The sequence below is a fragment of the Actinomycetospora soli genome, assembly GCF_021026295.1.
Taxonomy (GTDB): domain Bacteria; phylum Actinomycetota; class Actinomycetes; order Mycobacteriales; family Pseudonocardiaceae; genus Actinomycetospora; species Actinomycetospora soli.
Window position 1 is genome coordinate 229357 of sequence record NZ_JAJNDA010000003.1, and the last position, 22889, is coordinate 252245.

Genomic DNA, 22889 nt, shown 5'->3' on the forward strand with positions numbered 1-22889 from the left:
CGGACCACAAGAGCGCTCTTGTCCTCCCCTCGCGAACGGAGCAACGCCGTGACAGCCGAACGCGAGGGGAAGAATCGAGCGCTCTTGTGGCACGAGGGTTCCCCTCGCGCGGGGACGCGGGAGCTGCTGAGCTGGATCGCCGCGGGCGCCGCCGAGCGGGAGCTGCGCGACGAGAGCCCGTTCGCGCAGGTGCGGGCGGTCGCGGACGCGGGGCTCGGTGCCCTGGCGCTGCCCGTCGACCAGGGCGGGCACGGCGCGTCGATCCGCGAGCTGCTCGCGTTCGTCATCGACCTCGCCGAGGCGGATCCGATCGTCGCGCACGTGCTGCGCACGCACTACAGCCAGACCCTCGGCTTCGTCCGCGGCGGACACACGCGCTGGCTGGACGAGGTGCGGGCGGGCAAGGTGTTCGGCAACGCCATCTCCGAGACGGGCACGGTCGCCGCCGGCAACCACGACTTCACGACGACGCTCACGGAGACCGCCGACGGCCGGTGGCTCGACGGCGTGAAGTACTACAGCACCGGCACCCTGTACTCCGACTGGATCTCGGTGGCGGCCCGGGTCGAGGGCGACCGGGTCGCGACGGTGCTGGTCCCGACCGACCGCCCGGGCGTCGAGGTCGTCGACGACTGGGACGGCATGGGCCAGTCGCGGACCGGGACGGGGACCACGCGGTTCACCGACGTCGCCGTGGCCGACGACGAGTTCCTGTCCGTACGGTCGCGCCACGAGCCGCGGCCGGCGGCCGACGTGCCGTTCCTCCAGCTCTACCTGCAGGCGCTCATGGCCGGGATCCTGCGCTCGGTCGCGACCGACGCGGCGGCCCTCGTGCGCTCGCGGACCCGCACCTTCGACCACGCGCCCGCGCCGCGGCCCGTCGACGACCCGATCCTGCAGGAGACCGTCGGTCGGCTGGTGTCGACGGCCTGGGTCGCGGAGTCCGCGGTGCTCGCCGCGGCCGACACGGTCCAGGCCGCCGAGGACGCGGTGCGTGCCGGCGAACCGACCGAGGAGGTCGGCCGGGCGGCGTCCGTGGCGGCCAGTGCGGTCAAGGTGCACCTGGACCGGGTGGCGGCCGACGCGGCGACGTCGCTGTTCGACGTCGGCGGCGCGTCGGCCTCCAGCCGGGGGAAGAACCTGGACCGGCACTGGCGCAACATCCGCACGCTGAGCCTGCACAACCCGGCGTCGTACCGGGCCACCGCCCTCGGCCGCCTCGCGATCAGCGGCGAGGACCTCCCCCGCAACGGCTACTTCTGATCGACCACCCGCAGCGTCTGCGCGGGCACGGCCTCGTCCGACCCGACGTACGCCCGGATGTCGTCCAGCCCGTCCCACACGTTCACGTTCATCACCGCGAGGAGCCGGCCGGACCCGTCGAGCCAGGACGCGACGAACTCCCGGCCGGCGACGTCGCCGCTGGTCTCCACCCGGTCGTAGCGACCCTGCGGGGCGTGCCCGACGTACTCCATGCCCAGGTCGAACTGGTCGGAGAAGAAGTACGGCGCGTCGGTGTAGGTGGCGTCGCCGCCGAGCAGTGCGGCCACCGCGGTCGCCGGGTGGGTGGACGCGGCGTTCCAGTGCTCGACGCGCAGGCGCCCGTAGATCGGGTGGTCGTGGGCGGCGATGTCGCCGACCGCGTAGACGTCGGGGTCGCTCGAGCGCAGCGACGCGTCGACCAGCACGCCGTTCTCGACGTCGAGGCCTGCCGCCTCCACGAGCGCGAGCTCCGGCGCCGCGCCCACCCCGATCACCACGGCGTCGGCCGCGACCGTCGAGCCGTCCCCGAGCCGGACCCCGGAGGCGCGCCCGTGCTCGACGACGATCTCGTCCACCTGCGTGTTCGGGCGCAGCTCCACGCCGTTCTCGGTGTGCAGGTCGGCGAACACCTGCGCCATCTCGGACCCGAGGACCTTGAGCAGCGGCAGCTCCTCGTGCTCCAGCACCGTCACCGTGGTGCCGGCGCCGCGCGCGGTCGCCGCGACCTCCAGCCCGATCCAGCCGCCGCCGATGACGACGAGGCGGCGACCCTCCCCGAACTCCTCCCGGATGGCCTCGGAGTCCTCGCGGGTGCGCAGCGTGTGGACGCCGGGCGCGTCGGCGCCGGGCAGGTCGAGCGTGCGGGCGGTCGAGCCCGTGGCGAGGACGAGCTTGTCGTAGTCGAGCGTGGTGCCGTCGGCGAGCGTCACCTGGTGCGCCTTCGGGTCGAGCACGTCGGCCCTGGCCCCGAGACGCAGGTCGATGCGCTGCTCGTCGTACCACTCCTGCGGGTGCAGGACGACGTCGTCGTCGAAGGCGACCGATCCGGCGAGGTAGTCCTTGGACAGCGGCGGGCGGTCGTAGGGCAGCTGCGTCTCGGCCCCGACGAGCGTCACGTCACCGTCGAACCCCTGGTCGCGGAGGGTCTGCGCCGTGGTGGTCCCGGCGAGCCCGGCTCCGATGATCACGATGTGCATGCCCGGGGGGTGCCTGCGGCTCGCGCGGACTAATCCGCGTCAGGACACGGATTAGTCCTCCCGGGGCGGAGCCACCCCCGCATGTGGAGTTCATCGGTCAGCTCAGCACCCGGCACGGTTCGGAGATCCACCCGCCGTCGGGCCCTCTTCTCGACGTCGGGTTCGTGCGGCGCTTCGCGGCCGCGCACGAGGAGGCGGGCTTCGACCGGGTGCTCATCGGGCACAGCGCCTCGTCGCCGGACGGGATGCAGGTCGCGGCCGCGCTCGCCGCGTCGACCGAGCGACTGGGCTTCCTGATCGCGCACCGCCCCGGCTTCGTCGCCCCGACGCTCGCGGCCCGCTCCTTCGCGACGCTCGACGCGTTCGCCGGGCCCGGACGGGTCGCGGTGCACACCATCTCGGGGGGCAGCGACGCCGACCAGGCGCGCGACGGCGACCACCTCGACAAGGAGGGCCGCTACCGGCGCACCGACGAGTACCTCGAGGTGCTGCGCCGGACGTGGGAGGCGGGCGAGCCGTTCGACCACCACGGCGAGTTCTACGACGTCGACGACGCGCAGACCGACGTGCGCCCGGAGCAGCCGATCCCGGTCTTCTTCGGCGGCTCGTCGGAGTCGGCCTACCGCGTCGGCGGGAAACACGCCGACGTCTTCGCGCTGTGGGGCGAGCCGCTCGCCGAGACCGCCGAGCAGATCGCGTCGGTCCACGCCGCGGCCCGGGCGGCAGGGCGGAGCGACCTGCCGGGCATCTCCGTGTCGTTCCGGCCGATCCTCGGCGCCACCGAGGAGCAGGCGTGGGACCGGGCACACGACGTCCTCGACCGGATCGTCGCCGCGGGCGGGGGCGGCGGGTCGTTCACGGGCCGGTCCGCGCACCGGCAGGGCCACGAGACGACGCGCACCAACGTCGGGTCGCAGCGGCTGATGGCCGCCGCCGAGCGCGGCGAGCTCCACGACCGGTGCCTCTGGACGCCGACCGCCGCGGCGAGCGGTGCGGCCGGGAACTCCACGGCCCTCGTCGGGACGCCGGAGACCGTGGCCGCCGCCCTGCTCGACTACGTCGACCTCGGGGTGACGACCTTCCTGCTGCGCGGCTACGACCCGTTCGACGACGTCGCCGCCTACGGGCGGGACCTGCTGCCGCTCGTGCGTTCGGAAGTGGCGTCCCGCGGCTCGGCCGCGTGAGACCGCTTGTGTGATCGCTGCCACAGGCGTAGGGCTGGGCGACGACCCCAGGAGGTGTCCATGACCGAACCGAACCGCTCCACCACCCCCCTGCCCCGACACGACGCCGACGAGCCGACGCGAGCGAGCACCGTGTCCGGGTGGGTGGAGTCCGCCCGCATGTGGGCCCGCGAGCGGGGCCTGCCCGTCCCGCCATCGGGCCCCCTGCCCCGCGGGATCGTCGACCAGTACCGCCGCCGGCAGAGCCGCGAGTAGGGAAGGTTCGACGGTCCCGGTTCGTTGTGCACGACGAAGTCGAGAGAAGGGACCTTCATGGCCACCGAGACCGCGATCCTCGCCGGCGGCTGCTTCTGGGGCGCCCAGGACCTGCTGCGGCGTCGGCCCGGCGTCATCTCCACCCGCGTCGGCTACTCCGGCGGCGACGTCCCGAACGCGACCTACCGCAACCACGGCGACCACGCCGAGGCGGTCGAGGTCGTGTTCGACGACGAGAAGATCTCGTTCCGCGAGATCCTCGAGTTCTTCTTCCAGATCCACGACCCGTCGACGCGCAACCGGCAGGGCAACGACATCGGCCGCAGCTACCGGTCGGCGATCTTCTACACCTCCGACGAGCAGAAGCGCGTCGCCGAGGACACGATCGCCGACGTGGACGCCTCCGGTCTCTGGCCCGGCAAGGTCGTCACCGAGGTCGAGCCGGCCGGTGACTTCTGGGAGGCCGAGCCGGAGCACCAGGACTACCTGATCCGCCAGCCGTGGGGCTACACCTGCCACTGGGTGCGCCCGGACTGGAAGCTCCCGAAGCGCTCGGAGACGTCCGGGTCTGCCCAGGCCTGACGCGCACGTCACCTCGGGTTGTCGGGTTCGTCCGACGACCCGAGGATGAACACCCATGACGGCCGACCACCCGTGCCTGCTCACGCAGCGCCGTCACGTCGACCAGCGGTGCCTCCGGCTCGTGTGCACTCCTCCGTTCTCTGACGCGGATGAGTACCCACGAGCCGGAGGCACCTCCTTTGTCCATCACCGCTCATTGGTTCCTGCCCACCTACGGCGACTCCCGCGGCCTCGTCGGCGGCGGACACGGCATGGCCGCTGCGGCCGCGGGCACGCCCCGCGAGGCGTCGCTCGGCTACCTCGCCCAGATCGCCCGCGCCGCCGAGACCGTCGGCTTCGAGGGTGCGCTCACGCCCACCGGTGCGTGGTGCGAGGACGCGTGGCTCACCACCGCCATGCTCGCCGCCGAGAGCGAGCGCCTGAAGTTCCTCGTCGCGTTCCGTCCCGGCGGCACCTCCCCCACGCTCGCCGCGCAGATGGGCGCCACCTTCCAGCGCCACTCCGGCGGTCGGCTGCTGGTCAACGTCGTCACCGGCGGTGAGCCGTCCGAGCAGCGCGCCTACGGCGACTTCCTCGACAAGGACGACCGCTACACCCGCACCGGCGAGTTCCTCGACGTCGTCCGCCGCCTCTGGGCCGGGGAGGAGGTCACGCTCGAGGGCGAGCAGGTCCATGTCGAGGGCGCGAAGCTCGAGCGCGTCCCGGACCCGGTGCCGCCGATCTACTTCGGTGGGTCGTCCGCCAAGGCCGGCGAGGTCGCGGCGAAGCACGTCGACGTGTACCTGACCTGGGGGGAGCCACCCGAGCAGGTCCAGGAGAAGATCACCTGGATCCGCAAGCTCGCCGCCGAGGAGGGCCGCGAGGTCCGCTTCGGGATCCGGCTGCACGTGATCACCCGCGACACCTCCGACGCCGCCTGGGCGCAGGCCGAGGAGCTGCTGCGCGGCATCCCCGATCACATGATCGAGAACGTCCAGGCCGGGCTGTCGAAGAGCGAGTCGGTCGGCCAGCAGCGCATGCGGTCCCTGCACGACGGCGGGGCCAAGACCGCCGCCGACCTCGAGGTCTCACCCAACCTGTGGGCGGGCGTCGGCCTGGTGCGCGGCGGCGCGGGCACGGCGCTCGTCGGGAGCCACGCCGAGGTCGCCGACCGCATGGCCGAGTACCACGACCTCGGCATCACCGAGTTCGTGCTCTCCGGGCACCCGCACCTCGAGGAGGCCTACTGGGTCGGCGAGGGCCCGCTGGCGGAGCTCGGCCGGCGCGGTCTGTGGACCCCGGCCGCCGGTTCCGAGGCCGCCCGCGCGCTGCACGCCCCCGCCGCGTCCGTGCCGTTCGCCGGGTCCGCCCGATGACCGCGACGGCCGACACCACCGTCCCGTCCGCCGGCAGCCGCGAGGGCCGCACGGTCCTCGCGGCCTCGCTCATCGGCACGACGATCGAGTGGTACGACTTCTTCCTCTTCGCCACCGCCGCCGGGATCGTCTTCCCGCAGCTCTTCTACGGCAACGGCGACCCGACGGTCGCGACCCTGCTCTCGTTCGCCACCTTCGCGATCGGGTTCGTCGCCCGCCCCATCGGCGGGCTGATCTTCGGCCACATCGGCGACCGCGTCGGCCGCCGCAGCACGCTCATCGTGACGATGGCTCTCACCGGGCTCTCCACCGCGGCGATCGGCCTGCTGCCCACGTACGCCGCGATCGGCGTCGCCGCGCCGATCCTGCTCGTGCTGCTCCGTGTCATCCAGGGCATCGCGATCGGCGGCGAGTGGGGCGGCGCCGTGCTCATGGCCGTCGAGTACGCGCCACCGGGGAAGCGCGGCCTCTACGGGGCGACCCCGCAGATCGGCCTCGGGCTGGGCCTCGCACTGGGCACCGGCGCGTTCGCGCTGCTCGGAGCGGTGATGGACGACCAGGCGTTCCTCGACTACGGCTGGCGCATCGCGTTCGTCGCCAGCGTCGTCCTCGTCGTCATCGGGTTCGTCGTCCGGCTCGCCGTGCTCGAGACCCCGGCCTTCCGCCGCATGCAGGAGTCGGCGGAGGTGTCGCGCGTCCCGGTGGTCGACGTCGTGCGCGACCCGGAGTCGCGCCGGAACCTCGGCTTCGGCCTGCTCGCCCGCTGGGCCGAGGGCGCGTCGTTCAACACCTGGGGCGTCTTCGTCCTCACCTACACCGTGTCGACGCTGAAGCTGCCGCGCTCGGAGATGCTGATCGCGGTGACCGTGGCGGCCGTGGTGAGCGCCTTCGTCGTGCTGCTGGCCGGGTTCCTCGGCGACCGCATCGGCCGCGGCCGGGTGTTCGCGATCGGCTGCGCGATCCTCGCCGTCGGGGTGTTCCCGGCCTTCGCGCTGCTCGGGACGGGGTCGACGGTCGTCGTCGGGCTCGTGCTGATCGTGATGCTCGGGATCTCCTACGGGCTGACCAGCGGCGCCGAGTCGACGTTGTTCGCCGAGATCTTCCCGACGCGGACCCGCTACACCGGCATGTCGCTCGCCTTCCAGGGCGGCGGGATCTACGCCTCCGGGCTCACCCCGCTGATCCTCACCTCCCTGCTCGCCCTCGGCGGCGGCGCACCCTGGTACGCGGCGGGCTACCTGTTCGTCGCGGCACTCGTCAGCATCTGGGCCGCGCTGAAGGCCCGGCCGCTCGAGCACCTGTAGGCGAGCGAGCGGCACTGTCGCAGCATCTGTGTGCGCGACAGTGCCGTTCGTTCGCGTCGGAAGCGCCCGTCAGGCCGCCACGGCCCCGACCGCATCGGCGAGCAGCTCGTAGCTGCGCACCCGGTCGGCGTGCTCGGTGGTGATCGTCGTGATCAGCAGTTCGTCCGCGCCGACCGCGTTGACCAGCGTCGACAGGCCCGCCCGGACCGTGCACGGCGAGCCGACGAACTGGGTGTCGACGCGGTCGGCCACCCCGGTGCGCTCGGCGTCCGACCATCGCCGCGCGCGGGCCTGCGCCGGCGTGACGTACGGGTGCGCGCCGCGACCGGTGCGGATGTCGAGGACCCACTGCCCGTAGGGCGCGGCGAGCTCGCGGGCGGCCGCGTCGGAGTCCGCCACGACCACGTCGGCCGAGACCATGACATGGGGCCGATCCAGGCGCTCCGACGGCCGGAACGCCGCGCGGTACGCGGCCACCGTCTCGAGCACCGTCGTCGGCAGCGTGTGGTAGTTGACCGCGAACGGCAGGCCCAGTTCGCCGGCGGTCTGCGCGCTCACCCCCGGGCTGGACCCGAGGATCCACACGTCGAGGTCGGCACCCTCGGCGGGCAACGCGTGCAGCGGCGCCCCGTCGTCGCGAACGGCCGTCCCACGGATGTACGAGAGGATCTCCAGCACCTGCGCGCGGTGGTCGGGCGCGTCGCCGTCGATGCCGAACCGCTCGGCGAGCGAGGCGAACGTCGACAGGTCCGCCCCGGGCACCCGGCCCGGGCTGGGGATGAGCAGCCCCTCGACGTGGCGTGACGGCGGTGGGGGCGGGGCGTCCGACGCCGGCGCCGACCGCTCCCGGATGCGCGCCAGGATCTTGTGGATGTCGAACCGACCGAGCCCGAGGTCGACCCGGCCGGGGTGGACCGCGGCGACCGTGCCGAACTGCTCGGCGATCTGCAACGGCGGGGTCATCGGCATCTGCACCGCGCCCGACCCCACCCGGATCGCGCGGGTCGCGCTCGCGACCAGCGCGGCGAGCACCGGTGTGGACGACGAGGCGACGCCCGGGTTCAGATGGTGTTCGGCCACCCAGTACCGGCGGTAGCCGGCCGCCTCGGCGACACGGGCGAGGTCGATCGTGTTCCGCAGGGCGTCGGCGGAGGTGCCGCCGGCCGGGACGGGGCCGAGGTCGAGGATCGAGAGCGGGACGGACGAGGGCACGGTGCACCTTCCGGGCGGGCGGGGACGGGGGCCGTCCCCGGACTCACCGCGCTCGCCGTCCGCACCAGATCGACGTGCCGGCGCAGGGTGCCGTGTCGGAGCATCCCGGGTCCCTCTCGCTCGACGCCGTGGTCAGCGCCCGCGCAAGCGGTCCGCGGCGAGCAGGAGCGCGGCGTGCGCCTCCTCCACGTCGGCCGCCGTCAGGTAGGCGCAGGCGATCGTCACGGCGGGCACCGCGTCCGACGGGCCGAGCGTCAGCTGCTCGTCGAGAGCGGCGCGCAAGGTGGTCTCGACGGTGCGGCACCGCGCCCAGCGCTCACGGGCGCCCTCGGAGTCGAGCCCCTGCAACTGCCGGATTCCGGCGGCGACGGCCCGCTCGAGCGGGTCGCGCACGCCGGTCCGGCGGCGGGTGGTGACGGTCGGCGTGGCAGGACGGGACGTGGGCACAGCGGTTCCTCACGGCGGGGCCCCGGAAGGGCCGACGGGTCGGACGGCGAGCTCAGCTCGCCCGACACCCCGCGGAGACGACGCGCAGCAGATCGACGTACGTGCGGCGCACGAGTCGCGATCCGGGTCCCGTCACGTCACTCACTCTGACACGGACGGGGCACCCACCACCAGAGCGACCCCGCGACCTGCGCACGCCGCCCGCCGCTACGACGGGACGACGGTGACCGGGGACGCCGGGGTGGATCCGGTCCGGGCCCGCAGCTCCCCGAGCACGGCGAGCGTGCGCGCCCGTTCCTCCGCCGTCCCGACCGGACTCACGTTGAGGTCGGTCGCCCCGGCGTCGGCGTACTGCGCGAGGCCCGCCGCCAGCGCCGCCTCGTCCCCGACGACCGCGATGTCGCCCGGCGAGGCGAAGCCGTCACGCGCGAGCACGGCGGCGTACGACGGCAGCCGTGCGTAGGCGGCGTAGTCCGCAGCGACCTCGGCGCGCACCCGCTCCGGCTCGTCGGTCAGCGCGACGGGCACCCCGACGACGATCCGCCGCGGCTCCCCCGCCGCCGCTGCCGACAGCCGGGGCACCACGTGCTCGCCGATGGTGCGCGGCCCGGACAGGAACGTGATGGTGCCGGACGTGCGCTCCCCGGCGAGGGCGAGCATCACCGGCCCGAGCGCCCCGAGCAGCAGCGGCACCCGCGGCTCGGCGCCGGGTACGGCGGTGTCGGTCGCGGACGAGCCCACGCCGCTCGAGCCGGGCACCGACCGGTCGTCGAGGATCGGCTCCAGCACGTCGAGGTGCGCGCGCAGCGCCGCCACGGGCCGCTCGAACGGCACCCCGTAGACCTCGAGCAGGCCGGGGTGGCTCACCCCGAGTCCCAGTGCGAGCCGACCGTGCGAACCCGCCTGCACCGTCAGCGCCTGCGCAGCCAGCACCCGCGGGTGGCGTGGCTGCACGACGACGACCGAGGCGCCCAGCTCCACCCGCGACGTCTCCCGGGCCAGCGCCGCGTACGTCGTCAGCGTGTCGAAGCCGTACCCCTGCGGCAGCCACACGGTGTCCAGCCCCGCGTCCTCGACGGCCCGCGCACGGGCCGCGAGTTCGTCGACGAGGTGGTACGCCGTGGCGGGCAGGCCGGCGGCGATGTTCACTCCGATCCGGATCATGCGACCGAGGCTGCGGGGACGACCGCGGCGGAACCAGGAGTCCGACGGTGACAGCCTCGACCCACGCCCGCCGACGGGAGCTCGGACGCTGCGTCCGGTCCTACCGCGAGCTGGTGACGCCGGGCGCGGTCGGGCTGCCCGTCGGCGACCGACGTCGCACCCCGGGCCTGCGCCGCGAGGAGGTCGCGGCGCTCGCCGGGGTCGGGATCAGCTGGTACACGTGGCTCGAGCAGGGCCGGGTCGCCGCGTCCGAGCAGGTCGTCGACGCCGTCGGCCGGGTGCTCGGCATCGACGACGTCGGCCGCGGACACCTCCGGGCACTCGCGCATCCGCCGACCTTGCTCCCGACCGTGCCACCGAGCACGCCGCTCGGGGGCCCGGACGGCCTGCGCCCGCTCCTCGCGAGCTGGTCGAGCCACCCCGCCGTGCTGCTCGACGCGCGCCTCGACGTGGTCGCCGGCAACGAGGCCTGGGCGGACGCGTTCGGTCCGGGCACCGGCCGCTCGGTGCTCGCGGCGCTGCTCGACCGTCCCGACGCCGCCGACCTCCTCACCGCGATCGCCCGCCGCCTTCGCATGGTCGGCAACCTGCTGCCCGACGACGAGCGCATCGCCCGCGTCCGCGACCGCGCCCGCGCCGCCGCCCCCGCCCTGACACCGCTGTGGGAGTGCCGTGCGGTCGGGGCGTTCGGGCGACCGCGGGTATGTCTGGGCGGGGTCGAGCGGGACGCGTACCTGCTCGGTGAGGCGGGCGCCCCCGACGTCGTCGAGGCCTCGGTGCTGGTCCTGCTCCCGGCGCCGTGATCCCGACGCCAGGCCTCATCGCGGCGCGGACGGTCCGGGAGGTCGGCCTCGGATGTCTCCCTGCCCGCTCCCGCCTCGGCGGGTGCGATCCCCGGCGAGTGGTGTCAGGAATCGGGACTCGGGCGTCCGAATCCGCTCCGTCCCGCGATTCCGCCACACGGACCGTGAACGGGACGCCCGGTCCGTGACCGAGCGTGAGTGGCCACGTGCGCTGTGACCCCGGCAACGGTTGACAGATCACGGGTCCGACTTCCTAGAGTCCTCCTCAGCCATCCCGAGCGGCCGAGAGACCTGGCTCCCTGACGCCGCAGCAACCCCCCGCAGCACCGCGGGTGAGGGTGCTCATGCCAGGACCGATGGGAGACCGCATGCGCACGGACCGGGACGTCGTCCTGCGCTGCGAGCACCGCGGGAGCTACCGCCGCCACGTCGACCTGCAGCGGGTCGCGAGCGCGGTCTGTCGGGCCTGACCGCCCCGACAGACCACTCCCCCTCCACCGCAGGAGCGCGGTACCCCCATGTCTTCTTCACCCCTGCCCGTGCACGTCGCCGTCGCCCTCGACGGCGCGGGCTGGCACCCCGCCGCCTGGCGCGAGCCCGGCGCCCGACCCGCCGAGCTGTTCTCCGCCCGCTACTGGACCGACCTCGTGCGGACCGCCGAACGCGGTCTGCTCGACCTGGTCACGATCGAGGACTCCCTCGGGCTGCAGTCGGGCGACCACCTCTCCGAGCCCGAGCGCCGCACCGACCGCGTGCAGGGTCGGCTCGACGCGGAGCTGATCGCCGCGTTCCTCGCGCCGCTGACGAGCCGGATCGGTCTCGTGCCGACGGTCACGACCACGCACACCGAGCCGTTCCACGTCGCCTCGGCGCTCGCGACGCTCGACCATGACTCCCGCGGCCGGGCCGGCTGGCGCGTGCAGACCTCGGTGCGCCCCGACGAGGCGGCCCACTTCGGACGTCGCTCCGTCCCGGGGCTGCGTCGCGGCGAGCTCGACACTCCCGCGGCGCGGGCACTGATCGCCGAGCTGTCCGGCGAGGCCGCGGACGCCATCGAGGTGGTCCGCCGGCTCTGGGACTCCTGGGAGGACGACGCCGAGTCCGCGACGCCGCCAGCGGGAAGTTCCTCGACCGTACGAAACTGCATTACGTCGACTTCGTCGGCGAGCAGTTCTCGGTACGCGGCCCGTCGATCGTGCCGCGGCCGCCGCAGGGCCAGCTGCTCGTCGTCTCGCTCGGCCACGGCGACGAGCCCTACCGGCTCGCGGCGCGGGGCGCCGACGTCCTGTGCGTCACGCCGCACGACGTTGACGAGGCCCGCGGGATCGTCGAGCGGGTCCGGGAGATCGAGGCCGAGGTCGAGCGCCACGACGAGGCGAGCGCAGCGACGAGGGGTCCGCTCGAGCCCCTCCGGGTGCTCGCCGACCTCGTCGTCCTGCTGGCCCCCACCCAGGACGAGGCCGACGAGCGCCTCGCCCGCCTCGACGCGATCGACCCGCTGACCAGCGACGCTGCCGTCCTGGCCACCACTCCGTCCGCCCTCGCGGACCTGCTGGTCGCCTGGCAGGAGGCCGGACTCGACGGCTACCGGCTCCGACCCGCCGTCCTGCCGACCGACCTCGACCGCATCGTCGACGGCCTGGTGCCGGCCCTGCAGCAGCGCGGCGCGTTCCGCACCGCCTACGTCGGGTCCACCCTGCGCGAGCGCTTCGGCCTGCCGCGCCCCACCAGCCGTTACGCCACCGCCGGGAGCTCCGCATGAGCCGCAAGCAGATCGTGCTGGGGGCCTACTTCCCCGGCGTCAACCACGACACCGTGTGGAGCGACCCGGCCTCGGGGAGCCACATCGACTTCGCGTCGTTCGAGCACTGGGCGCGCACCGCGGAGCGCGGGAAGCTCGACCTGCTCTTCCTCGCCGAGGGCCTCCGCATCCGCACCCGCGGCGAGGACTTCTTCGACCAGGACGTGGTCGGGCGCCCGGACACGTTCACCGTGCTCGCCTCCCTGGCCGCCGTCACCTCCCACATCGGGCTCGCGGGCACGATCAACTCGACGTTCAACGAGCCGTACGAGCTGGCCCGGAAGTTCGCCACGCTCGACGTCCTCTCCGGCGGGCGCGCCGCGTGGAACGTCGTGACCAGCTCGGACGCGCCGACCGGCGAGAACTTCCGCCGCGGCGGCTACCTCGGGCACCACCAGCGCTACGAACGGGCGGGCGAGACCCTCACCGCGGTCCGCGCCCTGTGGGACTCGTGGGGGTCGGACGCGGTCGTCGCGGACCCGTCGTCGGGAACGTTCCTGCGCGACGGCCACGTCGGCGACTTCGCCGTGCACGGCAACCAGTTCGACATCGCCGGCCGCTTCACCGTGCCCCGCGGCCCGCAGGGCCACCCGGTGATCCTGCAGGCCGGCGAGTCCCCGGCCGGCCGCGACTTCGCCGCCGCGAACGCCGACGCGATCTTCTCCCGCTACCAGAAGTTCGACGAGGCGCGGGCATTCTACGACGACGTGAAGGCGCGGGTCGCGAAGGCCGGCCGCGACCCCGGAGAGGTGCGGATCCTGCCGTCCGCGGCGGTCGTCCTGGGCGACACCGAGGCCGAGGCGCGCGAGCGGCACGCCGAGATCCACGACCGCCAGGTCGACCCCTGGACCGCGATCGTGCTCGCCGAGATGGTGTGGAACCGCGACCTCTCGGCCTACGACCCGGACGGTCCGGTCCCCGACGTCGAGCCGACGCCGGAGGCCCCGACCTGGATCCGCGGGCGCGCGCCGCTGACCCAGGACGCGCACGCGACCGCGACGTCGTGGCGGGAGATCGCCGAGGCCCGTGGGCTGTCACTGCGCGAGACGGTCAAGCACGTCTTCGACCGGGCCGTGTTCGTCGGCACCCCGGAGCACGTCGCCGACGAGATCGACCGCTACGTCCAGGCCGACGCCTGCGACGGCTTCATCCTCGGCTCCCACGTGAGCCCGACCGGCCTCGACGAGATCGTCGACCGGGTCGTCCCGATCCTCGCCGACCGCGGGGTGTTCCGCACCGACTACGAGGCAGGCACGTTGCGCGAGAACCTCGGGTTGGCCCCGCCCGCCCGCTTCGGCGAGCGTCGTCCGACCGGCTCCGCGGCGGTGGCCTCGTGAAGCGCTCGATCCTCCCGGCGTTCCTGACGGCGGGTCTGCTCACCCTGGCGGCCTGCAGCGGCGGCGCCGGCGGGTCCGGCGAGGACGCCGGTCCGCCGCGCCCGGGTGGCTCGCTGGTCTTCGCGGTGTCCAGTGACGCCGGGTGCGCCGACCCGGCGCAGGTCGCCAGCAACGACTCGATCTACTCGATGCGCCAGATCGTCGACTCGCTCACCGACCAGGACCCGGCGACCGGTGACATCAAGCCGTGGCTGGCGACCTCCTGGTCGCCGAACCCGCAGGCCACCGAGTGGACGTTCCAGCTCCGGCCGGGCGCGACCTTCTCCGACGGCACCCCGGTCGACGGAGGAGCGGTGAAGGCGAACTTCGACCGCGTGCCGTCGCTGGGCGCGCGCGGCACGCTGGCGAAGGGCTACCTCGCCGGCTACCAGGGCACGACCGTGACGAGCCCGACGTCGTTCACGGTGCGCTTCGCCCAGCCCAACGTGCAGTTCCTGCAGGGCACCTCGACGCACAGCCTCGGCCTGCTCTCCCCCGCGAGCGCGGCGCAGACCGACGACCAGCGCTGCGCCGGCGTCGTCGGGTCGGGGCCGTTCGTGCTGCAGTCGTACACGAAGAACCAGGCCACGATCCTGACGAAGCGGACCGGCTACTCCTGGGGCTCGTCGCTGTTCACGCACCCCGGCGAGGCCTACCTCGACCGCGCCGAGTTCCGGGTGGTCCCGGAGTCCGGCGTGCGCACCGGCAGCCTGCAGTCCGGCGAGGTCGACGCGATCGCGAGCATCGGCCCACAGGACGAGGCGCCGCTGTCGGGCGCCGGGATCGACCTGCCGTCGCGGGCGAACCCGGGCATCCCGTTCGGGATCGTGTTCAACCAGGCGACCCCGCTCGGCGCCGACCCGGCCGTCCGCGAGGCCGTCTCGGCGGCGATCAACCGGCAGGAGATCGTCTCGGCCGTCTACACCTCGCAGACGAAGCCGGCGACCTCGGCGCTCGCCTCGACGACGCCGGACTACGCCGACCGGTCCGCGTCGCTCGGGTTCGATCCGGACCGGGCGAACCGGGTGCTCGACGCCGCCGGCTGGGTCCGGGGCGGCGACGGGGTCCGGGCGAAGGCCGGCGCGCGGCTGACCGTGCCCCTGCTCTACGCCCCGGTCATCGCGACGAACCGGCCGGCGCTGGAGCTGCTCCAGCAGCAGCTGCGCGCCGTCGGGATCGACCTCCAGCTGCAGGAGCGGCCGGTGTCCGACACGGCGGCCATCCAGCAGAGCGGCCAGTTCACCGCGGCCTGGTTCAACGTCAGCCGCGCCGACCCGGACATCCTGCGCGCCCAGTTCTCGAGCGCCGGGTCGAACGTCTTCCGCTTCCCGGCGGCTACTCCGGTGGACGGGCTGCTGTCCGCGCAGGCGGGCACGCTCGACCCGGCGCAGCGCACGCAGATCGTGGCGCAGGCCCAGCAGCAGCTCGTCGACCAGCACCTGGTGATCCCGGTCGCCGAGCTGACCACGACGCTCGCCGTCGGGCCGAACGCGCACGACGTCGCCTTCGACGCCTCGTCGCGCATCCAGCTGCACGACACCTGGAAGTCGGCGTCGTCGTGATCTACCTGGCGCGGCGGCTCGGGTTCGCGGTGCTCGTGCTCTGGGCCGCGTACACCGTCTCGTTCGCGGTGCTCTACCTGCTCTCCGACCCCGTGGCGACCCTCGTCGCCCGGGCGTCGGACGGCTCGGCGGTCACCCCGGCCGAGCTGGCGGAACTGACGGCCCGCTACGGGCTCGACCAGCCGCTGCTCGTGCAGTACCTGGACCGGCTGGGGGCCGCGCTCCACGGTGACCTCGGGACGTCCTTCGTCAGCGGGCAACCCGTGGGCCGCACCGTCGCCGAGGCGCTGCCCCCGACCCTGCAGATCGCGACGGCGGGCCTCGTGCTCGCCGTCGTGCTCGGGGCCGGGGTCGCGCTCCTCGCCACCTACACGCGGCGCCGGTGGCTCGCGCACGCCCTCATGGGGCTGCCGTCGCTGGCGGTGTCGCTCCCGGTGTTCTGGGTCGGGCTGATGCTGGTCCAGCTGTTCTCGTTCCAGCTCGGCTGGCTGCCCGCCGTCGGGGCCCGCGGGCCAGAGGCGCTGATCCTGCCCGCGATCACGCTCGCGCTGCCGACGGGCGCGCTGATCGCGCAGGTGCTCGTGAAGAGCATGTCGACGGCGCTCGCCGAGCCCTACGTGACCACCGCACGCGCGAAGGGGGTCGGTCCGCTCGCGGTCCACCTCCGACACGCGCTGGGCAACGCGGCGATCCCGGCGCTGACGGTGCTCGGGTACGTCACCGGCAACCTGCTGGCGGGCACCGTCGTCGTCGAGACCGTCTTCACCCGACCCGGCCTCGGGCGGGTCACGGTCGAGGCCGTCGCCGACCAGGACGTCCCGCTCGTGCAGGGCGTCGTGCTCTTCGCCGCGGTCGTGTTCGTCGTGGTGAACCTCGTGGTCGACCTGATCTATCCCCTGCTCGACCCCCGCGTCACCCAGGCGGTGCCCGCATGACCGACCTCCTCGACCCCCGCACGACGGCCGAGCCGGCACCACCCCCGTCGTCGGGAACGCCTCCCGTCGCGGGACGCGCGCGGCTCGGCCGCTTCCTGCGGCGCCGACCGGGGCTCGTGGTCTCGGTCCTCGTGATCGTGTTCGTGCTGGTCTCGGCGGTCTTCCCGTCCCTGTTCGCGCCCGGCGACCCGACCCTCGCCGTACCCCGCCAGCGCTCGTTGCCGCCGGGGCCCGGACACTGGTTCGGGACCGACTACCTCGGCCGCGACGTGTGGACCCGCGTGGTCCACGGCACCTCCCTCTCGCTGCAGGCGACGCTGACCGCGGTGGCGGTCGCGCTCGTCGTCGGGGGCCTGATCGGGCTGCTGGCGGGATTCGTCGGCGGCTGGGTCGACGAGGTGCTCATGCGCGTCGTCGACGTGCTGCTCGCGATCCCGCCGATCCTGCTGGCGCTCGCGCTGATCGCCGCGCTCGGCTTCGGCACGACGAACGTGGCGATCGCCGTCGGCGTCGCGAGCGTCGCCCAGTTCGCGCGCGTGATGCGGGCGGAGACGCTGCGGGTGCGCGGGACGGTGTACGTGGAGGCGGCGCGGGCGGTCGGGACGCGGTGGTGGGTCTCGCTGGGCCGCCATGTGCTGCCGAACGCCGCGGGCCCGGTGCTGGTCCTCGCGGTGCTGGAGTTCGGGCTCGCGATCCTCGCGGTGTCGTCGCTGTCGTTCCTCGGCTACGGCGCTCCGCCGCCCGCGCCGGAGTGGGGGTCGCTCGTGGCCGAAGGGCGCAACTACCTCGCGACCGCATGGTGGATGTGTGCCATGCCCGGCCTGACGATCGCCGCGACGGTGCTCGCGGTCAACCGCGTCTCGAAGGCGCTCGACGGCGAGTGGGGGCGGGACCGGTGAGCCTGCTGAGCGTGACGGACCTGCAGGTCGACTACCGGGTCGCCGGCGGCACCGTCGACGCCCTGCGCGGGGTCTCGCTGGAGGTGGCGGCGGGCGAGGTCGTGGCCGTCGTCGGGGAGTCCGGCTCGGGGAAGTCGACGCTGGCCCAGGCCGTGATCGGGCTGCTCGCGGCGAACGGCGCGGTGCGCGCGGGCAGTGTCGCGCTCGACGGCGAGGAGCTGCTCGGCCGCTCCGAGAAGGCCCTGCGCGCGGTGCGCGGCGCCCGGATCGGTCTGGTCCCCCAGGACCCGGGCGTCTCGCTCAACCCGGTGCAGAAGGTGGGGACGCAGGTCGCGGAGGTGCTGCGCGTGCACGCCCTGGCCGACCGACGCTCCGCCCCGGCGCGGGCCGTCGAGCTGCTGGAACGGGCGGGCATCCCCGACGCGGTGACGCGCGCGGGCCAGTACCCGCACGAGCTCTCGGGCGGGCTGCGGCAGCGGGCGCTGATCGCCGTGGCCATCGCGGCGTCCCCCGCGCTGCTGATCGCGGACGAGCCGACGAGCGCGCTGGACGCCACCGTCGCGCGGCGCATCCTCGACCACCTCGAGGAGCTGCGGGCCGCGACCGGCAGCGCGCTCCTGCTGGTCACCCACGACCTCGGGGTGGCCGCCGATCGTGCCGACCGCATCGTCGTGATGTCGCAGGGCCGGATCGTCGAGCAGGGGCCGACCGCGGAGATCCTCGAACGGCCGACGCACCCCTACACGCGGGAGCTGCTCGCGGCCGCGCCCGGGCTCGCCGTCGTGGACGCCCTTCCGCCGGTCTCCGCGGCCGGAACGCCGATCGCCGAGGTGCGGGGACTGGTGAAGGACTTCCCGCTGCCGCGGACGCGCGGGTCGTTCCGACGCGAGCACCTGCGGGCGGTCGACGACGTCTCCTTCACGATCGCGCGCGGCGAGACGCTGGCGCTCGTCGGGGAGTCCGGGTCGGGGAAGTCGACGACGGCGCGCCTCCTGCTGCGCCTCGCGGACCCGACGTCGGGACAGGTGTTCCTCGACGGCTCCGACGTCACGACGGTGCGCGGGTCCGCCTGGCGCGACCTGCGACGGCGGGCCCAGCTCGTCTACCAGAACCCCTACGCCTCGCTCGATCCCCGCTTCGCGGTGCGCGAGGTGATCACCGAACCGCTGCGGGCGTTCGGCGTGGGCACGCGCGAGGAGCAGGCGGCGCGGGCGGCCGAGCTCGTCGACCGGGTGGCGCTGCCGGCCGCGATGCTCGACCGGCGGCCCGTGGAGCTCTCCGGCGGGCAGCGGCAGCGCGTCGCGATCGCCCGGGCGCTCGCCCTCTCCCCCGACCTCGTGGTGTGCGACGAGCCCGTGTCGGCGCTCGACGTCTCGGTGCAGGCCCAGGTGCTGGAGCTGCTGCACGAGCTGCAGGAGCGCGACGGGCTCTCGTACCTGTTCATCTCGCACGACCTCGCGGTGGTCCGCCGGGTCGCCCACCGGGTCGGGGTGATGCAGGGCGGGCGGCTCCTGGAGCTCCGGCCCACCGGCGAGCTGTTCGACGACCCGCACCACGAGTACACCCGGACCCTGCTGGGCGCGATCGCCGGTCAGCAGGCGCGGGTGTAGGCACCTGGACCGGACCATGATCACGTCGAGGGGACGGCCATGGCCGTTCCGGAGATCGACATCAGCTACCGACGTCCCCTCGACGTGATCATGGTCCGGCGCCCAGGGTTCATGGATGGACGACGAGCTGCGCGCGGTGATCGACCTCGAGCTCCGGCTGCTCGACCTCGAGGTCCGGCGGTCCCGGGAGCTGGCGGGCCCGCTGATCGACCCGGAGTTCCGCGAGTTCGGCGCGTCGGGCCGGGAGTGGGACCGCGAGTCCGTCCTGGCGGTCGTGTTCGCCGCCGACCACGAGCCGCTGGTCGTCTCCGACGAGGCGGCGGTCCGGCTCGCGGAGGACGTCGTGCTCGTGACCTACCGGACCCGTCGTCGGGAACGGACCACGCTGCGCAGCTCGATCTGGCGGCGGGAGCCCGGCGGGCCGTGGCGGGTGCTCTTCCACCAGGGCACGCCGGTCCCGACACAGATGTAGCGGATCCGGACGCCCAGGCCTCGGATCCGCTACTTCTCCTGGGCACCGTCCTACTCGAGTCCTGCCGGCGCACCGCGATCGACCCCGAGGGAGGGGACCGAGGCGCGGTGGGTCGCGGTCAGCTGTACCAGGTCGGCTGGGGCAACTCGCCGGTCAGCACGAAGCGCCCGACCTCACGGCGCTTGTAGGCGACCGGGTCGTGCAGCGAGTGCGTGCGGACGTTGCGCCAGAACCGGTCGAAGCCCAGGGACGCCCGGGTCGCGCGGGCACCGGTGAGCTCGAAGATCGCGTTGGAGGCGGCCAGCGCGACGTCGGTGGCGACCGCCTTCACGGCCGCCACCCGGACCTCGTGCTCGCCGCGCGCCTGCTCGGTCAGGGCGTCGGGGTCGCGGTGGATCTCCTGCTGCTCGTCCGCGACGGCGTCGGCGAGGGCCTCGGCCGCCCAGAGCTTCGCCGTCAGGTCGCCGTAGCCGTCGACGATGTAGGGCTCGTCGGTGGCGCGCTCCTGCCCGCCGTGCAGCCACGGGCGTGTGGTGGTGCGGGTGTACTCCGCAGCCGTGTCGAGGGCGCCGCGCGCGATCCCCAGGTAGAAGTTGACGAACACCAGCTGGATCACCGGGACGTTCAGGGTGTTGTAGACGCGCGGCTGATAGACCTTGTCGCGGAACCCCGCCGCTGCGGCCCACGGCACCCGCACGCCGTCGATGGTGACCCCGCCGGACTCGGTCAGTCGCTGGCCGACGTTGTCCCAGTCGTCGTGGTAGACGATGCCGTCCTGCTTCGAGGGCACGATCGCGAAGACGTGGGTCTCGGTGCCGGAGATGACGCCCTCGAGGACGGTCACGTCGGAGACGTTGCTGCCGGTCGAGAACGACTTCTTGCCGTGGTAGACGAGCTCGTCGCCCTCGTCGTGGATGACGACGTCGTCGTCGCGCGGGTTCACGGCGCCGCCGAAGAACCACTGCTCGGCCGTCGCCTGCGTCTCGACGGCCTCGATCTGCTCGGGTGTGCCGACCAGCCGCGCCGCCCAGAACCACAGGTAGTGGTAGCCGAGCAGCTGGCCGATCGAGCCGTCGCCCGCGGCGACCTCCCGGGTCACCCGATAGGCCAGCGGCCACTCCTGGCCGCCCCCGCCCTGCGCCACGGGGCCGAGCAACGTGACCAGGCCGGACCGCTTGAGCACGGCCACCTCGTCGTACGGCGTCGCGCCGGCGGCGTCGCGCTCCGCGGCGTCGACCTCCAGGATGCGGCGGACCAGGCGGGCCCGCTCCAGCCACTCGGCGGTCGTGGTCGGGGTGGGCAGGGCCGCGAAGTCGGCGCCGCCGTCGCGGGCGGCGGTCACGAAGGGCTCGAGTACCTCGGTCATGGGGGTCCTTCCAGCGGGATGTGCACGCGACGTCGGCGTGCGCGGGAACGGGCCGCGGGGGGGGGGGAGAAGGCACCCCGGGCCGGGGACGGCGTGCGAGGACGCCGGGAGGGATCGCGCGGAGGACGCGCGAACAGCGGCGCGCTCAGCGGGCGCCGGGGACCGTCGAGGTCAGTGGCGACAGGCGCTGGAGGAGACCAGCAGCAGGTCGACGTGCAGACGCGACGTCAGCAGTGCCGGGATCAGCACCTCGGTCGGTCGGCTCACGGGCCTCACCGAACCGGCACACCGACGGCGTGTCAACGGATCTCCTGCCGGAGAGAGGTCGCGGTCACATCCGCTTTCCTTCGGCTTGCTCCGACGTCGGCCGGATGACGACGATGGCGGCCCGCCGACCCGCCCCGACGAGGTGAGACACGTGCCCGGACGCCTGGTGCGCCGCCTGCACGTCGACCTCCGGCGGCGCTCGAGCGCGGCCTGTCCGCGCCGCTGACCGTCCCGCGACCGGCCCCGGTGGGCCCTCGTCCGCGGCGCGCCGTCGCCCGCCCGGGCGTCGGTTCCCGACCCCTCGACCCCCAGGAGCTCGCCATGGCGGACACCACGTACAGCAAGACCGAGATCGTCGGCACCTCCGAGAAGGGGGTCGACGACGCGATCCGCGGCGCCATCTCCCGCGCCTCGAAGACCCTGCAGGACATCGACTGGTTCGAGGTGACCGAGATCCGCGGCCACGTCGAGAACGGCGAGGTCGGCCACGTGCAGGTCACCCTCAAGGTCGGCTTCGCGCTCACCGACACGAAGTGAGCACCTCCTCCGCGGGCGGCGTTGACCTGCCGCCGCCCGCGGAGGACGGTGGAGGGCGTGCCGCTCCTGACGCGCCGGCGTCACATCGACCTCGAGCGGGTCTGCTCCGCGACCTGAGATGGGCCGCCGTGGCCACCCGTCGTCGAGAACCCCCTGGAGTAGAGCTGTGCCCGTCGAGTTCCTCGGTATCGCCGCCACCCACGACGGGTCGGAGACGGGGGCCCGCAGCGGCCCCGCCTTCGACCCCGAGTACACGTTGCGCCTCGCGCGCGCCCACCGCGACCACGGCTGGGACCGCGTGCTCACCGCCTACGGGTCGGGCAGCCCCGACCCGGCGCAGGCCGCCACCTACATCCTCGACCACGTCGAGGACCTGCAGCTGCTGGTCGCGCACCGACCCAACCTGTCGATCCCCACGTTCGCGGCGAAGACCTTCGCGACGATGGATGCGATCAGCGGGGGCCGCGTCACCGTCCACGTCATCACGGGCGGCAGCGACCACGAGCAGGCCCGCGAGGGCGACCGGCTGTCCAAGGACGAGCGGTACGGCCGCACCCGCGAGTACATGCAGATCCTGAAGCAGGCGTGGACCCGCAGCGAGCCCTGGGACTACGCGGGCGAGCACTACGCCTTCGAGGACTTCGTCGCCGACGTCCGCCCGCTGCAGTCACCCCGGCCGAACCTGAGCTTCGGCGGCTCGTCGGCCGCGGCCTACGCCGTGGGCGGCGCCGAGGCCGACATCTACGCCCTGTGGGGCGAGCCGCTGGCGGACACCGCCGAGCAGATCCGCACCGTGCACGCGGCCGCCCGGGCCGCCGGCCGCACGACGATGCCGCGCATCCAGGTGGCGTTCCGCCCGATCCTCGGCGTCACCGAGGAGGCGGCGTGGGAGAAGGCGTACGCCACCGTGGCGCGGATCGAGGAGCGGACGCAGGGCGGGGCGGTGCCCCTGACCAACCGGCACCGGCTGCAGAACCCGGAGAACGCCGGCTCCCAGCGCCTGCTCGCCGTCGCGACCCGGGGTGAGCGGTTCGACCGCGCGCTGTGGACCGTGACGGCGAAGGCCACCGGGGGCGGCGGGAACTCGACCGCACTCGTCGGGACGCCCGAGACCGTCGCCGCCGCGCTCGTGGACTACTGGGACCTCGGCGTCGACGTCCTCTCGGCGCGCGGATACGACCTGCTCGCCGACGCCGAGGAGTTCGGCCGTGAGGTCATCCCGCTGGTCCGCGCCGAGGTCGCCCGCCGGGAGGCCGAGGGGCGGCCGCGCGGTGTGGACACGCTGACCGCGGCCTGACG

21 protein-coding genes, 1 pseudogene and 1 riboswitch are annotated in these 22889 nt (G+C 74.0%); of the genes and pseudogenes, 17 read left to right on the forward strand and 5 right to left on the reverse strand.

Annotated elements, in window-relative coordinates; genetic code table 11:
* The first annotated feature begins 48 nt into the window (after nt 1-48).
* Nucleotides 49-1263 carry an acyl-CoA dehydrogenase family protein gene (locus LN037_RS05945; RefSeq protein WP_230750761.1) on the forward strand — a complete coding sequence of 405 codons (1215 nt, stop codon included), beginning with the start codon at nt 49-51 and terminating at the stop codon, nt 1261-1263.
* On the opposite strand, the gene LN037_RS05950 is transcribed toward LN037_RS05945, so the two are convergent.
* Nucleotides 1254-2459, reverse strand: coding sequence for an NAD(P)/FAD-dependent oxidoreductase (locus tag LN037_RS05950; RefSeq protein WP_230750762.1), 1206 nt, complete (start codon nt 2457-2459; stop codon nt 1254-1256). The two genes, LN037_RS05945 and LN037_RS05950, sit on opposite strands and share 10 nt — an antisense overlap.
* A gap of 83 nt (nt 2460-2542) precedes the next feature.
* On the opposite strand from LN037_RS05950, the gene LN037_RS05955 reads away from it, so the two are divergent.
* The 5 genes from LN037_RS05955 to LN037_RS05975 all read left to right on the forward strand — a co-directional run bounded on the left by LN037_RS05955 (nt 2543) and on the right by LN037_RS05975 (nt 7139).
* On the forward strand, nt 2543-3643 hold the full coding sequence (locus LN037_RS05955; RefSeq protein ID WP_230750764.1) for an LLM class flavin-dependent oxidoreductase: 1101 nt from the start codon (nt 2543-2545) through the stop codon (nt 3641-3643).
* A gap of 60 nt (nt 3644-3703) precedes the next feature.
* On the forward strand, nt 3704-3898 hold the full coding sequence (locus tag LN037_RS05960; protein ID WP_230750766.1) for a hypothetical protein: 195 nt from the start codon (nt 3704-3706) through the stop codon (nt 3896-3898).
* Nucleotides 3899-3955: 57 nt separating this feature from the next.
* Nucleotides 3956-4480, forward strand: coding sequence for a peptide-methionine (S)-S-oxide reductase MsrA (gene msrA, locus LN037_RS05965; protein ID WP_230750768.1), 525 nt, complete (start codon nt 3956-3958; stop codon nt 4478-4480).
* A gap of 149 nt (nt 4481-4629) precedes the next feature.
* Nucleotides 4630-5835 carry an LLM class flavin-dependent oxidoreductase gene (locus tag LN037_RS05970; RefSeq protein ID WP_230750771.1) on the forward strand — a complete coding sequence of 402 codons (1206 nt, stop codon included), beginning with the start codon at nt 4630-4632 and terminating at the stop codon, nt 5833-5835.
* Nucleotides 5832-7139, forward strand: coding sequence for an MFS transporter (locus tag LN037_RS05975; protein ID WP_230750772.1), 1308 nt, complete (start codon nt 5832-5834; stop codon nt 7137-7139). The genes LN037_RS05970 and LN037_RS05975 overlap by 4 nt, the downstream gene beginning before the upstream one ends.
* 69 nt (nt 7140-7208) lie before the next feature.
* On the opposite strand, the gene LN037_RS05980 is transcribed toward LN037_RS05975, so the two are convergent.
* The 3 genes from LN037_RS05980 to LN037_RS05990 all read right to left on the reverse strand — a co-directional run bounded on the left by LN037_RS05980 (nt 7209) and on the right by LN037_RS05990 (nt 9962).
* Nucleotides 7209-8351 (reverse strand): LLM class flavin-dependent oxidoreductase, encoded by a 1143-nt coding sequence (locus tag LN037_RS05980; RefSeq protein ID WP_230750775.1) that lies wholly within the window; start codon nt 8349-8351, stop codon nt 7209-7211.
* A gap of 132 nt (nt 8352-8483) precedes the next feature.
* A complete protein-coding gene (locus LN037_RS05985; RefSeq protein WP_230750777.1) occupies nt 8484-8798 on the reverse strand; it encodes a hypothetical protein in 315 nt (104 codons plus the stop codon).
* 207 nt (nt 8799-9005) lie between these two features.
* Nucleotides 9006-9962 (reverse strand): TIGR03564 family F420-dependent LLM class oxidoreductase, encoded by a 957-nt coding sequence (locus tag LN037_RS05990; RefSeq protein ID WP_230750778.1) that lies wholly within the window; start codon nt 9960-9962, stop codon nt 9006-9008.
* A 47-nt stretch (nt 9963-10009) separates the two neighbouring features.
* On the opposite strand from LN037_RS05990, the gene LN037_RS33425 reads away from it, so the two are divergent.
* The 9 genes and pseudogenes from LN037_RS33425 (at nt 10010) to LN037_RS06030 (ending at nt 19420) form a co-directional block, all read left to right on the forward strand.
* Nucleotides 10010-10765, forward strand: a complete 756-nt coding sequence (locus LN037_RS33425) for a helix-turn-helix domain-containing protein (protein ID WP_230750780.1) — start codon at nt 10010-10012, stop codon at nt 10763-10765.
* Between the two features lie 266 nt (nt 10766-11031).
* Nucleotides 11032-11128, forward strand: a riboswitch (SAM riboswitch).
* 5 nt (nt 11129-11133) lie between these two features.
* Complete coding sequence (locus LN037_RS34010) at nt 11134-11235, forward strand: putative leader peptide (RefSeq protein WP_372460389.1); 102 nt, start codon at nt 11134-11136, stop codon at nt 11233-11235.
* A 48-nt stretch (nt 11236-11283) separates the two neighbouring features.
* Nucleotides 11284-12527: pseudogene (locus LN037_RS06000) on the forward strand (LLM class flavin-dependent oxidoreductase).
* Nucleotides 12524-13903, forward strand: a complete 1380-nt coding sequence (locus tag LN037_RS06005) for an NtaA/DmoA family FMN-dependent monooxygenase (protein ID WP_230750782.1) — start codon at nt 12524-12526, stop codon at nt 13901-13903. The pseudogene LN037_RS06000 and the gene LN037_RS06005 overlap by 4 nt, the downstream one beginning before the upstream one ends.
* A complete protein-coding gene (locus LN037_RS06010) occupies nt 13900-15504 on the forward strand; it encodes an ABC transporter substrate-binding protein (RefSeq protein WP_230750784.1) in 1605 nt (534 codons plus the stop codon). Before LN037_RS06005 ends, LN037_RS06010 begins: the two co-directional genes overlap by 4 nt.
* Nucleotides 15501-16439 (forward strand): ABC transporter permease, encoded by a 939-nt coding sequence (locus LN037_RS06015; RefSeq protein WP_230750786.1) that lies wholly within the window; start codon nt 15501-15503, stop codon nt 16437-16439. The genes LN037_RS06010 and LN037_RS06015 overlap by 4 nt, the downstream gene beginning before the upstream one ends.
* Nucleotides 16436-17338 carry an ABC transporter permease gene (locus tag LN037_RS06020; RefSeq protein WP_230750788.1) on the forward strand — a complete coding sequence of 301 codons (903 nt, stop codon included), beginning with the start codon at nt 16436-16438 and terminating at the stop codon, nt 17336-17338. The genes LN037_RS06015 and LN037_RS06020 overlap by 4 nt, the downstream gene beginning before the upstream one ends.
* Nucleotides 17339-17349: 11 nt before the next feature.
* Entirely contained in the window at nt 17350-18948 is a 1599-nt protein-coding gene (locus LN037_RS06025) for a dipeptide ABC transporter ATP-binding protein (RefSeq protein WP_230750790.1), read from the forward strand.
* Nucleotides 18949-19063: 115 nt separating this feature from the next.
* Nucleotides 19064-19420 carry a nuclear transport factor 2 family protein gene (locus LN037_RS06030; protein ID WP_230750792.1) on the forward strand — a complete coding sequence of 119 codons (357 nt, stop codon included), beginning with the start codon at nt 19064-19066 and terminating at the stop codon, nt 19418-19420.
* A gap of 118 nt (nt 19421-19538) precedes the next feature.
* Here the strand turns inward: LN037_RS06030 and LN037_RS06035 are convergent, their stop codons facing one another.
* A complete protein-coding gene (locus LN037_RS06035) occupies nt 19539-20786 on the reverse strand; it encodes an acyl-CoA dehydrogenase family protein (protein ID WP_230750794.1) in 1248 nt (415 codons plus the stop codon).
* Between the two features lie 588 nt (nt 20787-21374).
* Between LN037_RS06035 and LN037_RS06040 the strand changes: the two genes are divergently transcribed.
* Together LN037_RS06040 and LN037_RS06045 are read left to right on the forward strand one after the other, a co-directional pair.
* The gene (locus LN037_RS06040; RefSeq protein WP_230750796.1) at nt 21375-21590 is read left to right on the forward strand and encodes a dodecin; all 216 of its coding nucleotides are present in this window, start codon (nt 21375-21377) and stop codon (nt 21588-21590) included.
* A 166-nt stretch (nt 21591-21756) separates the two neighbouring features.
* A complete protein-coding gene (locus tag LN037_RS06045; protein ID WP_230750798.1) occupies nt 21757-22887 on the forward strand; it encodes an LLM class flavin-dependent oxidoreductase in 1131 nt (376 codons plus the stop codon).
* Nucleotides 22888-22889: the final 2 nt, after the last annotated feature.

Excerpts from the sequence above, each read along its gene's own strand:
- LN037_RS05960 (WP_230750766.1), top strand. The coding sequence starts at position 3,704 with ATGACCGAACCGAACCGCTCCACCACCCCCCTGCCCCGACACGACGCC.
- LN037_RS06035 (WP_230750794.1), bottom strand. The coding sequence starts at position 20,786 with ATGACCGAGGTACTCGAGCCCTTCGTGACCGCCGCCCGCGACGGCGGC.
- LN037_RS34010 (WP_372460389.1), top strand. The coding sequence starts at position 11,134 with ATGCGCACGGACCGGGACGTCGTCCTGCGCTGCGAGCACCGCGGGAGC.
- LN037_RS06005 (WP_230750782.1), top strand. The coding sequence starts at position 12,524 with ATGAGCCGCAAGCAGATCGTGCTGGGGGCCTACTTCCCCGGCGTCAAC.
- LN037_RS05970 (WP_230750771.1), top strand. The coding sequence starts at position 4,630 with ATGAGTACCCACGAGCCGGAGGCACCTCCTTTGTCCATCACCGCTCAT.
- LN037_RS05950 (WP_230750762.1), bottom strand. The coding sequence starts at position 2,459 with ATGCACATCGTGATCATCGGAGCCGGGCTCGCCGGGACCACCACGGCG.
- LN037_RS06030 (WP_230750792.1), top strand. The coding sequence starts at position 19,064 with ATGGACGACGAGCTGCGCGCGGTGATCGACCTCGAGCTCCGGCTGCTC.
- msrA (WP_230750768.1), top strand. The coding sequence starts at position 3,956 with ATGGCCACCGAGACCGCGATCCTCGCCGGCGGCTGCTTCTGGGGCGCC.
- LN037_RS06020 (WP_230750788.1), top strand. The coding sequence starts at position 16,436 with ATGACCGACCTCCTCGACCCCCGCACGACGGCCGAGCCGGCACCACCC.
- LN037_RS05975 (WP_230750772.1), top strand. The coding sequence starts at position 5,832 with ATGACCGCGACGGCCGACACCACCGTCCCGTCCGCCGGCAGCCGCGAG.
- LN037_RS06040 (WP_230750796.1), top strand. The coding sequence starts at position 21,375 with ATGGCGGACACCACGTACAGCAAGACCGAGATCGTCGGCACCTCCGAG.
- LN037_RS05990 (WP_230750778.1), bottom strand. The coding sequence starts at position 9,962 with ATGATCCGGATCGGAGTGAACATCGCCGCCGGCCTGCCCGCCACGGCG.